Genomic DNA, 13,016 nt, shown 5'->3' with positions numbered 1-13,016 from the left:
TCGGGCATGGGTGGCATGTCCGGTATGGGCGGCATGTCCGGAATGTCGGGCATGGCCGGAATGAGCGGCATGCAGGGCAAGGCGTCCGATCAGCCGATGCCGCGTAAGAAGAAAAAGAAGAAGAACCGTCGCTGAGGTTTCGATATCGGTTCGAAAGCGACCGGGTGCCTTCGCGACCGGTCACTTTCACCGAAGCTCATCTCGGGATGGCTCGACGGCGCGTCGCTCGGCGGCGCGCCGTTTTTTTCGACGATACCGGTCGCGCGACCTCGTCGGCTCTACCCCGGCGGGAGCATCGAGCGTGTCATCGCCGGCCGACCGGGCGGCGGCTCCTTCGGACTTCGAGTGCGCGCGACCGCCTCGGCCTCGTCGTCAGACCTTCAGGGCCAGTTCCCGCGCCATGCCGATGTGGAAGGTGATCGCGGCGGCGGCCTTCTGCGGATCGCGGGCGGCGATCGCCTCCAGGACGGCGAGATGTTCGCGCATCACCGGCGCCACTCGCCCTTCGATGCGATAGCGCTCCTGGGCGATGAGCCGCATCTTGATCGAATTGACGCGATAGGCCTTCGAGATGATCGCATTGCCGAGCCCGTCGATGATCGTGTCGTGCATGCCCCAATCGAGCGCCTGGGCCCGCGCCTCGCTCTCCGCGGTCTCGCCGTGGGCGACGACCTCGTCGAGAACCTCGCGATGTTGGCGGATCAGATCCGCGACCACCGCGTCGGGCGCCGAAACGGCGAAATCCATCACCGCCTCACGTTCCATGAACAGCCGGAACTGATAGGCCTCGCGGATCAGGTTCACGTCGATGTGGGCGACCTGCATGCCGCGCTGCGGCACCGTCCGGATCAGGCCTTCGACCTCGAGACGGGGGACGATCTCGCGGATCGCCCCGAGCGGCATGCCGGTGATCTCCACCAATTCCCGCTGCGAGACGAACTGGCCCGGCCGCAGTTCGCGCGACAGCAGCCGATCGGTGAAGCGCGCATAGGCCTTCTCCCGAAGCTTCTGCGGTGGCGCCTGTTCGTTCACCCTGCCCCCTTCTCGGCGCCCGCCGCGCCGCCCGTCCTCCCGGCGCCGCGTCTGTCGCGATCCGATCCTGCGTCGCCGATCGCCCGATCGTACACCGCGGCGATCATTTTCGCCTGCGCCGCCGGGGTCGGCTCCAGCGGCGCCCGCGTTCGCGCCCACGCCGCGTCACCGCCGACGTGCGCCACCAGGGCCTTGACCCCCGGCGTCACCGGCACCGTCACCACCGCGTCGACCAGTTCGCTCACCGCCGGATCGTCGATGCCGTCGACGGCGAGCCGGCGGATCCGCGCCGGCGCGACGTTGGCCATGCCGGAGATGGCGCCCGCTCCGCCGCTGCGCACCGCACGGGCGAGATCGCGTTCGTCACCGACCAGGATCTCGAGATCGCCCCGCGCCGCCAGCAGCTTCTCGGTCGCCGCCCAGTCGCACCCCGAATCCTTGACGCCGCGCACCACGCCCGGAAAAGCCTCGGCGAGACGGCGCACCAGCGGGATCGACAGCGGCACCGCGGTGATCGACGGGATGTGATAGAGCAGCACGTCCCGCCCCGCCGCGCCGAGCCCGCCGAAGACCGCCGCGTACCAGTCGAAGACGCCGGCATCCGACGGCGCCTTGAAATAGAACGGCGGCAGGATCAGCACCGCCCGGACACCCGCGTCGAGCGCGTCGCGAGCCCGCAGGATCGCCGTACCGACGGCGGTCTCGGCGACGGCCGAGACCAGCCGGCTCGGCGCGACGCCGGCGCCGACGACGGCATCGAACATCGCGGTCCGCTCCGCCGCCGAGAGCGAGGCACCCTCGCCGGTGGTGCCGAAGAGCGTGAGGCTGTCGCACCCCTGGTCCAGGCAGCGCCGCGCATGGGCCGCGAGCCGGGCGAGGTCGACCCGCCCCTCAGCGTCGAACGGGGTCGCGAGCGCCGCCGACAATCCGAAACGGTCCTCACGGGACATGTCGTCTCCCTTTCCGGACGGCGTCGCGCCCGACGGATGTCTTGCCTCTGAGCTTAGTGGTCACAACGTGACATGTTACAATTCATACTTTGGTCGAATATACAGAAAAAGATACCCCGGCCCCGCCCTTGATGCCGGAACGGCGGAGAAGTAGCGTGCTACCACGAGGCAGCACACGAGAAGGCCGCCATGGGAACGCTCTCCTCTCCCCTCTTCGCCGGCATCGACGTCGGTTCGGCGAGCGTCCGCGCCGGGCTCTACGACACCACCGGTCGGCGGCTCGCCTTCCGCGTCCGGCCGATCCTGCAGTTCCGTCCGCGCGACCTCGTCGTCGAACAGTCCTCGGCCGACATCTGGGAAAACGCCTGCGCCGCGGTGCGCGAGGCACTCGCCGAAGCCGCCGTCGATCCGGCCCGTGTCGCCGCCATCGGCGTCGACGCCACCTGCTCGCTGGTCGCCGTCGGCGCCGATGGCGCGCCGGTCTCCGTCGCCGAGGACGGCGACCCGCGACGCGACGTCGTCATGTGGATGGACCACCGCGCCGGCCGCGAAGCCGCCGAGATCAACGCCACCGCCGATCCGGCGCTCGCTTACGTCGGCGGCGAGGTGTCGATCGAGATGGAGTTACCCAAGCTCCTGTGGCTGAAGCGCCGCTTCCCCGATCGCTGGGCGAAGGTCGGGCGCGTCCACGATCTCGCCGACCACGTCGTGTGGCGGGCGACCGGCGCCGACGTCGCCTCGGTCTGCACCCTCGGCTGCAAGTGGAACTTCCTCGCCCACGAGAACCGGTTCCCCACCGCGATGCTCGCCGCCGTCGGCCTCGACGATCTCCTCGAACGGGTGCCGGCCGAGGTCAAGCCGCTCGGATCCGTCGCCGGACGGCTGACGCCGGCCGCTGCAGCCGAGATGGGGCTTCCGGCCGGTATCGCGGTCGCCACCGGCATCATCGATGCCCATGCCGGCGGTCTGGCGCTCACCGGTGCGGCACCGGAGGGGACGCTCGCCCTCATCGGCGGCACCTCCAACTGTCACATGGTCGCCTCACGCGACCCGGTCATGGTGCCGGGCGTCTGGGGCCCATATCACGGCGCGATGATCCCCGGGCTCTGGCTCAACGAGGGCGGCCAGTCCGCCGCCGGCTCGCTGATCGACTGGACGCTGCGCCGCTCCGCCGGCTTCGCCGCGCTCGAGACGGAGGCGACCGCGGCCGGGTCCGACGTCTACACGGTGCTCGCCGGCCGGGTCGCGGCGCTGGAGGCCCGCGACGGCGAGCCGACCCGCCATCTCCACGTCCTTCCCGACCACCACGGCAACCGTTCGCCGCGCGCCGACCCGAACGCCCGTGGCGCGATCGTCGGTCTGACCCTCGAAGACGAAGCCGACGCCCTGCCGCGCCTCTACCTCGCCACGCTCCAGGCGCTCGCCTACGGCACCCGCCACATCGTCGAGACGATGAACGCCTGCGGCCATCGCATCGAGCGGATCGTCATGTGTGGCGGCGGCACCCGGAACCCGCTGTTGCTGCGCGAACAGGCGGACGCACTCGGTCTACCGATCCATCTCGTCGAGGACGAGGACGCGGTGACGCTCGGCGCCGGCCTGCTCGCGGCGGTCGCTTCGCGCGCTTTCACCGACGTCGCCACGGCGGCGCGCGCCATGGTCCGACCCGGCCGCACCGTCGCCCCGAACCCGGCCCGCCGCGCCTTCCACGACGCGAAATTCCGCGTGTTCCTCACCCTCTACGACCAGCAGAAGGCGATGCGCGACGCGATGTCGGCCGTCTGAACCGAAAGCGCGGCGGCCGGTCGGGCCGTGACGCTCGCGAATTTCGGGTGGATCCGGAATTCGCGAGCCGAGAATGACAGGGAGATGCGACCATGTTGACGCTGAAGCTGCCGTTGGAGCCCGCCTATCTGACGCCCTCCGCCGACGAGGTCCTCTTCGTCACCAACGCCGACCTGCGCGAGAGCGCCAACGTCGAATGCTGGCCGGTCGAGGCGAAATACGAAGGGCTGCTGGCTGGCGCGCTGACCGGCCTCGGCAGGCGCGCCCGCCGCGCCCACCCGTTCAAGGAGGACAAGGGCCACGGCTTCATCTCCTCCCAGCGCGAAGGCTCCGACGTCTTCGCCGCCATCGATCCGGAAGCGCCGGTGATCGTGCTGCTCACGGCATGGCAGTATTCCCATCACCTCGCCAACTGCCTCGCCCGCCACCGCGGCCCGGTGTTGCTCCTGGCGAATTTCGACGGCACCTGGCCCGGCCTCGTCGGCATGCTGTGCATGGCCGGCACGCTGACCTCGCTCGGCAAACCCTATTCGCGCCTGTGGTCGGAGGGCTTCGACGACGCCTTCTTCCTGAACGGCCTGAAGACCTGGCTCGAGACGGGGGCGATCGTCCACGACGTCTCCCATCTCCACCGCGTCGACGCCACCCATCCGGTGATGCGCAGCGAAGCCGGCGAGGTCGGTATCCGCGTCGGCGAATTCTCCCTTCGCCACAAGGAGATCATCGGTCTCTTCGACACCTACTGCATGGGCATGATGAACGGCGTCTTCCCCTTGAAGGCGCTCGCCGACATCGGTCTGCCGCTCGAGAGCCTGTCGCAGTCCGATCTGCTGATGGAGATCGCCAAGGTGCCGCAGAGCCTGCGCCAGGACTGCCTCGCCTTCTACGAGGCGCGCGGCATGACCTTCCTGTGGGGCAGCGACGGGGCGAAAGAGCTCACCCGCGATCAGGTGCTCGAACAGTGCGCCATGCTGATCGCGCTCGGCCGCTTCGTCGATCGCTTCGGCCTCACCGCCGTCGGCGTCCAGTACCAGCAGGGTCTGGCGCGGGCCTGCGCCGCCTCCGATTTCGCCGAAGGCGCCATCGGTTCGACCGAGCGTTTCCCGATCCCGACCGAGGACGGCCGCATCGTCCGCCCCGGCAAGCCGATCCCCTGCGTCAACGAAGTCGACATGGGCACCGCCATCCCGCAGACGATGCTCTTCCGGCTGCTCGACGGTCTCGGCCTGCCGGCGGAGACGACGCTGCACGACATCCGCTGGGGCAGCGCCTTCGAGGGCGAATTCTACTGGGATCTCGAGATCTCCGGCTCGGTCCCCTTCGAGCACCTGAAGGGCGGCATCGGTGGCGCGACCGGCCATCGCCAGCCGCCGATGTACTTCCCCAAGGGCGGCTCGACCATCGCCGGACAGGGCAAGGCCGGACGGCTGATCTGGGCCCGCGCCCACTACGAAGGCACCACCGTCCATCTCCACGTCGGCACCGGTCACGCGGTCGAACTGCCGAGCCAGGAGTTCCGGCGTCGGTTGAATGCCACGACCAGGGAATGGCCGCTGCTCAACGCCGTCCTCGACGGCGTCTCGCGCGACCAGTTGATGGCCGGCCACCAGTCGAACCACATCACCGTCGCCTATGTCGACGAAGCTCACCTCGCCGAAGTGCTGCGCGCCTTCGTCGCCCAGGCGATCACCCAGAACATCGTGGTCGACGTGGCGGGATCGGCATGGTCGATGTTGTGAGGCTGCGACGGGGCGCGGCCGCGGACCAACCGGTCCGCGATCACGGCGGGGCGACGAAGGAATGGTGAGCACGGAACACGTCAGCCGCAGATCCGGCCCCCGGACGATCGCCGAGATCGCCGAGGCGACCGGCTTCTCGCGCACCACGGTGCGGTTCGTCGTCGCCGGTCAGGCCGAACGTCACCGCATCAAGGCGGAGACGCGCGAGCGCATCGAGGCCTGTGTCGCCGCTCACGGCCTCGTCGTCGACCAGACGGCGCGATCCTTGCGGACCCGCCGCAGCGAGGCGGTCGGCCTCGTCGTCCCCGACCTCGCCAACCCCTTCTTCGCCCGTCTCACCGCCGAGCTCGAGGACCGCTGTCGCGCCACCGGTCGGGTGCTGCTCACCGCGTCCGGCCACGAGGATCCCGAGCGCGAGGCGCAGGCCGTCGCCGGCCTCCTCGGCCGAGGCGTCGACGGCCTCGTCGTCGCGCCCTGTCGCCCGCCGACCGCCTTCGAAGCGCTGCGGCGCAGCCGCCGCACCGCCGTCGTCATGGTCGACCGGGCGCACCCGAAGTCCCCCTGGTCGACCGTCGTCTCCGACAACGAGGCGGCGGCGCACCGCATCGCCGCCCGCCTGATCGAACTCTCCGGCGGCGACGTCGATCTTCTCTGCGCCTGCCCGGACCTGCCCTCGATCGCCGATCGCCTCGCCGGCTTCCGCGCCGCCGCCCGTGCCGCCGGTCTCACGGGCACCGAAGCGCGCATCCACGTCGCGCCCCGCGACGAACCTCGGGCGGGTGGCGCGCTGATGCGGGAGATCCTGGCGCACGGCCGCCGGCCGAAGGCACTGATGTGCACGTCGCTGCTGATGCTCGAGGGCGCGCTGTCGGAACTGGCGTCGCGTTTCGGCCGCCTCCCCGACGACCTCGTCCTCGGCACCTTCGACCACCACCCGCTGCTCGATGCGCTCCCCGTCCGCATCCTGTCGCTGCGCCAGGACGAAGCGGCCATCGCCGAACGCGCCTTCGCCTGCCTCCTCGCCGAGATGGAGGGCGGACCGCGCGAGGCCATCCGCCGCGTCGTGCCGGGCCGGCTGGTCGAGCGCGGCGGCGCGCGTCCGTGAGCCCCCCGGACCGTCGTCCGGGACGAGACGGGACGCGGCGACGCGAGACGCCGGCGGCGCTCGGTCGTGACGTTCGGTGAAACGAGAAGGAATGGTGCTGCGAGAGAGGATTGAACTCTCGACCTCTCCCTTACCAAGGGAGTGCTCTACCACTGAGCTACCGCAGCTTGCGCGACCCGCGAGACGCGGTCGGCGGGCGAGGTGTCGACCCATGGGCCGGCCCCGGCGGTGCCGGGGTGCCTCGTGCGGAGCGCTATGTGCCACAGTCGCTCCGGGAGCGCAAGCCTCGTCGCCCGAGGAAATCGCCGCCGACGAAACACCGCGGATTTCGCGAGCGCAGAGCCTGCCGCCGGGGTTCGCGCCCCCTCGGCCGCGGCCTGCCCTCGTGGACCGGGACGCCTTTCGTCCTCCCCTTCGCCGGTTCCGGGCGATCCTTCGCTCTGGCATGATCGCCCCATGTCCGACCGACCCGAATCGCCCCCTCCCCGCCCCTCCGCTCGGGACGAGCGCGCCGAGCGCCTCGCCGCCCAGTTGCGCGCCAACCTGCGCCGCCGCAAGGACCAGACCCGCGGCCGCGAGGCCGAAGAGGGAGCTCGCCGCGACGAGCCGCCGGCGGACGATTGATTTCCGAGCCGACCCGACGGTCCGGCGCCCGTGATCGCGCGCCGACCGGTCGGAATCACACCCCGTGCGATCGCCCGCGCCACGTTTCGGCCACGCCGGACTGGTTTCGAGGCGGCGTGGCCGCTCCGCGGCGGGATGTCCCGCACTTGCTCCCCCTGTCATGACCGGCTAAGGGAGCGCGACACTCGGGTGGCGGACCGAAGACGGCGAAACACGGCCGGTGACCGGCCCCTCCGCGCGCGGGCGATCTCCCGCCCGGCGGACATCTCGGCGAAGAGGCGCGTTTCATGGACAAGATCCGGATCGTCGGCGGCAATCGGCTGGACGGGATCATCCCGATCTCCGGCGCCAAGAACGCCGCCCTGCCGCTGATCATCGCCTCGCTGCTCACCGATGAACGCCTCACCCTCGAGAACATGCCGCGCCTGCGCGACGTGTCGCTCCTCACCCGCATCCTGTCGAACCACGGCGTCGACTATTCGCTGAACGGCAAGCGCCCGGGTGAGGACCATCTCGCCGGCCAGACGATCCATCTCACCGCGCGTGAGATCGTCGACATCCGCGCCCCCTACGATCTGGTCAGCCAGATGCGCGCCTCGTTCTGGGTGATCGGGCCGCTGCTCGCCCGCTGCCATCGCGCCCAGGTGTCGCTGCCCGGCGGATGCGCCATCGGCACCCGCCCGGTCGACCTGTTCATCGCCGGCCTCGAGGCCCTCGGCGCCAAGATCGACATCGTCGCCGGCTACGCCATGGCCGAGGCCCCCGGTGGCCTGAAGGGCGCCCGCTACGTCTTCCCCAAGGTCTCCGTCGGCGCCACCCACACGCTGATGATGGCGGCGACCCTGGCCAAGGGAGAAACGGTGCTGGAGAACGCCGCCCGCGAGCCCGAGGTGGTCGACCTCGCCGATTGCCTCGTCGCCATGGGCGCGAAGATCGAGGGCGCCGGCACCTCGGTGATCCGTATTCGGGGCGTCGAGCGACTGCACGGCGCCACCCACCGGGTGATGCCGGACCGCATCGAGACCGGCACCTACGCCATGGCCGTCGCCATGACCGGCGGCGACGTCACCCTGACCAACACCTCCGGCGACCTGCTGCGCGCTGCGCTCGACGTGCTGGCCGCCACCGGCACGACCATCGAGGAGGTCGACGGCGGCCTGCACGTCGCCCGCGATCCGGCCACCGCCATCCGCCCGATCGACGTCGTCACCGAGCCCTATCCCGGCTTCCCGACCGACCTGCAGGCCCAGTTCATGGCGCTGATGACCCGCGCCGCCGGCTCCTCGCGCATCACCGAGACGATCTTCGAGAACCGCTTCATGCACGTCGCCGAACTCGCCCGCCTCGGCGCCCACATCGCCATCGACGGCCGCACCGCCACGGTGACCGGCGTGCCCCGTCTGGTCGGCGCCCCGGTCATGGCCACCGACCTGCGCGCCTCGGTGTCGCTGGTCATCGCCGGCCTCGTCGCCGAAGGCGAGACCATCGTCTCGCGCGTCTACCACCTCGACCGCGGCTTCGAACGCCTCGAAGAGAAGCTGTCGCGCTGCGGCGCGGTGATCGAGCGCGTCTCCGGCGAAGGCATGCGCTGACGCCGCCGCACCGAGCCGAGCGGCGGCGTGTTCGGATCGGGCGTTTTCGGGTTGTGACGCGGGCCTCGGCTCCCTATCTGGGATGAAACGGCCCCGGCCGATCCGCGACGCCCCGAAAGAGCGCCATGACCGATCTGAAACTGCTCGCCCTCGACGCCGAAGATCTCGAGATCCTCTCCGCCCACCTCCAGGACGCGGTCCTGAAGGCCGGCGACATCCATTGGCGCGCCGACGAGAAACGTCTGGTGCTCGCCCTCAACCGCTTCGTCTGGGAGAGCGCCGGCGAGAAGAGCCGTCGCGCCTTCGAGCGTCGCCGCTCCGCCCTGCGCTTCGATCGCGTCACCCGTGTCCGCGCGCATCGCATCCCACGCGACCGGCCCGATACCGTGCTCGAACTCCTCGCCCTGCGCTTCACCGAGACCGATGCGCCCTCCGGCGTGGTCGAGGCGATCTTCGCCGGTGGCGGCGTGCTGCGCATCGAGGTCGAGTGCCTCGAGGCGGGCCTGTGCGACCTCGGCGCCGCCTGGGCGACCGAAAGCTGCCCGAAGCACGAAGAGGCCTGAGCCGCGTCGCACGCCGGTCACGGTAGGGCGTCGCAGCCGATCTTCTCGCCGAAACTCTTGCCGGCGATGTCGCCGCCCGCCTCGAAGATCGTCTCCTGGTCCCACGAGACGATGCTCGGATCGTCGCGTGGTGCGGACACGGCCTCATAGGCTCGGGCACAGATGTTCGCCCGCGGAGACCGCTTCGCCAGCGCGCCCGGAACGATCCCCTCGCTCGCCAGACGATCCCAGCATCCCGCCGCGTCGGCTAGGAGTGAGCAGGGCGCGTTGACGGCGCGCGTGTATTTCAGCGACACCGACCCGTCGGCGAGCACCCGGGCGGAGCGGAACAACGGATCGCCGGTCGCCGCTTCCCGCATCACGACCTCGCCGTCGCGCGCCCGCACGACGGCGAACCCGACGGCGCCGTGCGGATCCATCTGAGAAAAGATCAGCAGAGGCCCGACGCGCCCCGCCAACGCCATGTCGGCGGTATCGAGCTTCACGCCCCGCTCGGCGGCGGCGGCACCGCAGCTCTTCACGCCGCCGCCGACCAGCACCGCCGGCTCCGACGACGGCCCGTCGCGCAATTCGACGACGCCCAGATCTCCGTAGTCGGTGCAGACGACCTCGCGCCCTTCCGCCCCGGGAACCGCCGTCAGCGCGACCGGTTTGTCGAAAACCGCTCCGGCGGCCCACGCCGGCGTCGCGACCGTCGCGAGGACGCACGCCAGAAGACGCGGAGATACGGCGAAGCCGCGGGTTCGCTGCGGCCGCTGCGCGGCTTTTCGTCCGACAAGGAGTGTCATGCTCGTTCCCGTCCCCGTACCAATGGCCGGCGCCGGACCCAGCTTAGGCGAACGACGCGTGCGAAGCGACGGCGTAGGCCGTGAAGCGCTCACGGCTGGCGAATCCCGCCCGCTGCGGCCGGTTTCTCGGACGCCGCGCCCGCCGGGGGCGTTGCCCCGCCCCTTCCGATCGGGTACCACGCTCCCCACGTGTCGGAGGGTGGCGGTTCACCGCGGCTCTCCCGAGTTCCCCGTTTCGAGGCATTCGACCTTGGCCATCCGTCTCGACAGCCGCGACGCCGACTTCGACCGTCGCTTCGCCGATCTCCTCGACATGAAGCGCGAGGTCTCCGAAGACGTCGATCGCGCCGTCGCCGAGATCATCGCCGACGTCCGCGCCCGCGGCGACGACGCCCTCTACGATCTGACAGCGAAGTTCGACCGCGTCGACCTGCGCCCCACCGGCCTGCGCGTCACGGTCGACGAGATCGCCGCCGCCAAGGAGGCGGTCGACGCCGAGACCTCCGCCGCGCTCGAACTCGCCCGCGACCGCATCCGCTCGCATCACGCCCGCCAGATGCCGAAGGACGACGTCTACACCGACGCCCTCGGCGTGACCCTGGGCTCGAAGTGGACGGCGCTCGAGTCCGTCGGCCTCTACGTGCCCGGCGGCACCGCCAGCTATCCCTCCTCGGTGCTGATGAACGCCGTGCCGGCCAAGGTCGCCGGCGTCGACCGGCTGGTGATGGTCGTGCCGACGCCCGACGGCAAGCTCAATCCGCTGGTGCTCGCCGCCGCCGACCTCGCCGGCGTCGACGAGGTGTGGAAGGTCGGCGGCGCCCAGGCCGTCGCCGCCCTCGCCTACGGCACCGAGAGCATCGCCCCCGTCGCCAAGATCGTCGGCCCCGGCAACGCCTTCGTCGCCGCCGCCAAGCGCCGCGTCTTCGGCAAGGTCGGCATCGACATGATCGCCGGCCCGTCGGAGGTGCTGATCCTCGCCGACGCGAAGAACGATCCCGATTGGCTCGCCGCCGACCTGCTCGCTCAGGCCGAGCACGACCCGGCCGCCCAGTCGATCCTGATCACCGACAGTGCCGATCTCGCCGACCAGGTGGAGAAGGCGGTGGAGAAGCAGCTCGCCACCCTCTCGCGCTCCGAGACCGCGCGGGCGAGCTGGCGCGACTACGGCGCGATCATCCTCGTCGGCGACCTCGACGAGGCGGTACCCCTCGCCGACCGCATCGCCGCCGAACATCTCGAGATCGCCCTCGACGATCCCGGCCCGCTCGCCGCGAAGGTCAGGAACGCCGGTGCCCTCTTCCTCGGCCACCACACGCCCGAGGCGATCGGCGACTATGTCGGCGGCTCGAACCACGTGTTGCCGACCGCCCGCTCGGCGCGCTTCTCCTCCGGCCTGTCGGTGCTCGACTTCGTCAAACGAACGTCGATCCTCCAACTCGACGCCGAGGGCTTGCGCGCGCTCGGCCCGGCGGCGATGCTCCTGGCGAAATCCGAAGGCCTCGACGCCCACGGCCGCTCGGTGTCGATCCGCCTCAACCTCTGATGCTTCGGGGCCCGCGCCCCGCCATCCAACCGAAAGCCCGGGAGGGCACGCGCCGACCATGGGCTCGCCGCAGACGAAAGAGAAGCCGCGCACGCGCCTCGTCGAGGTGAAGCTGGACGAAGGATCCATCGAGCGCTCCAGCGCCGATGTCGAGCACGAGCGCGCCGTCGCCATCTGGGACCTGATCGAAGAGAACCACTTCGCCCCCGCCGGTCACGACGGCGGTCCCTTCCGGCTCACCCTCGCCATGGTCGACAATCGCCTCGCCTTCGACATCCGCGACGAGACGGGCGCCCCGGTCGCCGTCCATCTCCTGTCGCTGACGCCGTTCCGCCGCATCGTCAAAGACTACTTCTTCGTCTGCGAGAGTTATTTCGCCGCCATCCGCACCTCGACCCCGTCACAGATCGAAGCGATCGACATGGGCCGGCGCGGTCTCCACAACGAGGGTTCGCAGGTCCTGATCGATCGTCTCGCCGACAAGGTCGAAATCGACTTCGACACCGCCCGCCGCCTCTTCACCCTGATCTGCTCGCTGCACTGGAAGGGATGACGCCGGTGGATCGGATGCGTCCGAGCTCCGTCCTCTTCGTCTGCGGTCTCAACGCCGTCCGCTCTCCCATGGCCGAGGCGTTGGCCCGCCTGTGGTTCTCCAAGACCATCTACATCCAGTCCGCCGGCGTCCGCAAAGGCGAGCTCGATCCCTTCTCGGTCAAGGCGATGGAAGAGATGGGCGTCGACATCTCGCGCCATCGGCCGCGCACCATCGAGGAGATCGAGGACGACAACTTCGACCTGATCATCACCCTGGCGCCGGAGGCCCACCACAAGGCCCTCGACATGACCCGCACCATCGCCGCGGAAGTCGAGTACTGGCCGACCCCCGATCCGCAACTCGCCAACGGCTCGCGCGACCAGATCATGGACGTCTACCGTCAGGTCCGCGACGGCCTCGCCCGCCGCATCAAGGCCCGCCTGGAGTGGAAGCCGACGGGCGGGCATTGAGTTCGCCGCTGGTCGGTGAGGCCCTGCTGATCTATTCATAGCAGCGTACGAGCATGCGGCACCGTTCGATGAAGTCAGAATGGAAACGGCGAGGCGACCATGTCGATGCAGATTGAGGCACTGGAAATCGCCAATTTCCGGCTATTTCGCGAAGCAAAGCTGACAGATTTGCCACGATTGGCAGTCGTGATCGGACCAAACGGTTCCGGAAAGTCGACGCTTTTCGACGTTTTTTCTGACCTTGCCCCCGGGGATGTCCTCGTTCTGAACTGGAATCCGTCGACAGGAGA

General features: G+C 70.0%; 13 protein-coding genes and 1 tRNA gene. 10 read left to right on the top strand and 4 right to left on the bottom strand.

What is annotated here, in order from left to right; all coding sequences use genetic code 11:
• Positions 1 to 372: 372 nt before the first annotated feature.
• Both V7Q42_RS20435 and V7Q42_RS20430 read right to left on the bottom strand, forming a co-directional pair.
• A complete protein-coding gene (locus tag V7Q42_RS20435; RefSeq protein ID WP_333826111.1) occupies positions 373 to 1,032 on the bottom strand; it encodes a GntR family transcriptional regulator in 660 nt (219 codons plus the stop codon).
• Positions 1,029 to 1,982 carry a dihydrodipicolinate synthase family protein gene (locus V7Q42_RS20430; RefSeq protein WP_333826110.1) on the bottom strand — a complete coding sequence of 318 codons (954 nt, stop codon included), beginning with the start codon at positions 1,980 to 1,982 and terminating at the stop codon, positions 1,029 to 1,031. The genes V7Q42_RS20435 and V7Q42_RS20430 overlap by 4 nt, the downstream gene beginning before the upstream one ends.
• Positions 1,983 to 2,171: 189 nt before the next feature.
• Here V7Q42_RS20430 and V7Q42_RS20425 point away from each other — a divergent pair, with 189 nt between their 5' ends.
• From V7Q42_RS20425 to V7Q42_RS20415, 3 genes are all read left to right on the top strand, one after another.
• Complete coding sequence (locus V7Q42_RS20425; RefSeq protein WP_333826109.1) at positions 2,172 to 3,767, top strand: FGGY-family carbohydrate kinase; 1,596 nt, start codon at positions 2,172 to 2,174, stop codon at positions 3,765 to 3,767.
• A gap of 92 nt (positions 3,768 to 3,859) precedes the next feature.
• Positions 3,860 to 5,506: a signal transduction protein gene (locus V7Q42_RS20420; protein ID WP_333826108.1), complete on the top strand. Its 1,647-nt coding sequence runs from the start codon at positions 3,860 to 3,862 to the stop codon at positions 5,504 to 5,506.
• Between the two features lie 61 nt (positions 5,507 to 5,567).
• Entirely contained in the window at positions 5,568 to 6,611 is a 1,044-nt protein-coding gene (locus tag V7Q42_RS20415; protein WP_333826107.1) for a substrate-binding domain-containing protein, read from the top strand.
• Between the two features lie 92 nt (positions 6,612 to 6,703).
• Here V7Q42_RS20415 and V7Q42_RS20410 read toward each other — a convergent pair.
• Positions 6,704 to 6,778, bottom strand: a tRNA-Thr gene (locus V7Q42_RS20410).
• Positions 6,779 to 7,067: 289 nt separating this feature from the next.
• On the opposite strand from V7Q42_RS20410, the gene V7Q42_RS20405 reads away from it, so the two are divergent.
• The 3 genes from V7Q42_RS20405 to V7Q42_RS20395 all read left to right on the top strand — a co-directional run bounded on the left by V7Q42_RS20405 (position 7,068) and on the right by V7Q42_RS20395 (position 9,390).
• The gene (locus V7Q42_RS20405) at positions 7,068 to 7,235 is read left to right on the top strand and encodes a hypothetical protein (RefSeq protein WP_333826106.1); all 168 of its coding nucleotides are present in this window, start codon (positions 7,068 to 7,070) and stop codon (positions 7,233 to 7,235) included.
• 287 nt (positions 7,236 to 7,522) lie between these two features.
• Positions 7,523 to 8,827 carry a UDP-N-acetylglucosamine 1-carboxyvinyltransferase gene (murA, locus tag V7Q42_RS20400; RefSeq protein ID WP_333826105.1) on the top strand — a complete coding sequence of 435 codons (1,305 nt, stop codon included), beginning with the start codon at positions 7,523 to 7,525 and terminating at the stop codon, positions 8,825 to 8,827.
• 125 nt (positions 8,828 to 8,952) lie between these two features.
• Positions 8,953 to 9,390, top strand: a complete 438-nt coding sequence (locus V7Q42_RS20395; RefSeq protein ID WP_333826104.1) for a DUF2948 family protein — start codon at positions 8,953 to 8,955, stop codon at positions 9,388 to 9,390.
• Positions 9,391 to 9,407: 17 nt separating this feature from the next.
• Here V7Q42_RS20395 and V7Q42_RS20390 read toward each other — a convergent pair whose 3' ends face one another.
• Positions 9,408 to 10,178, bottom strand: a complete 771-nt coding sequence (locus V7Q42_RS20390) for a hypothetical protein (protein ID WP_333826103.1) — start codon at positions 10,176 to 10,178, stop codon at positions 9,408 to 9,410.
• A 313-nt stretch (positions 10,179 to 10,491) separates the two neighbouring features.
• On the opposite strand from V7Q42_RS20390, the gene hisD reads away from it, so the two are divergent.
• From hisD to V7Q42_RS20370, 4 genes are all read left to right on the top strand, one after another.
• Positions 10,492 to 11,721, top strand: a complete 1,230-nt coding sequence (gene hisD / locus V7Q42_RS20385) for a histidinol dehydrogenase (RefSeq protein ID WP_333826112.1) — start codon at positions 10,492 to 10,494, stop codon at positions 11,719 to 11,721.
• A 58-nt stretch (positions 11,722 to 11,779) separates the two neighbouring features.
• A complete protein-coding gene (locus tag V7Q42_RS20380) occupies positions 11,780 to 12,274 on the top strand; it encodes a UPF0262 family protein (RefSeq protein ID WP_333826102.1) in 495 nt (164 codons plus the stop codon).
• 14 nt (positions 12,275 to 12,288) lie between these two features.
• Positions 12,289 to 12,726, top strand: coding sequence for an arsenate-mycothiol transferase ArsC (locus V7Q42_RS20375; protein ID WP_333826101.1), 438 nt, complete (start codon positions 12,289 to 12,291; stop codon positions 12,724 to 12,726).
• Positions 12,727 to 12,825: 99 nt separating this feature from the next.
• Positions 12,826 to 13,016 (top strand): AAA family ATPase (locus tag V7Q42_RS20370; protein WP_333826100.1); only part of this gene is annotated, 191 nt, incomplete at its 3' end.

The organism is Pinisolibacter sp. (assembly GCF_036782435.1).
In the GTDB taxonomy this organism is placed as follows: Bacteria; Pseudomonadota; Alphaproteobacteria; order Rhizobiales; family Ancalomicrobiaceae; genus CALBKH01.
Note: the sequence above shows the minus strand (reverse complement) of the source record. Positions and strands in the feature narration are given on the sequence as shown.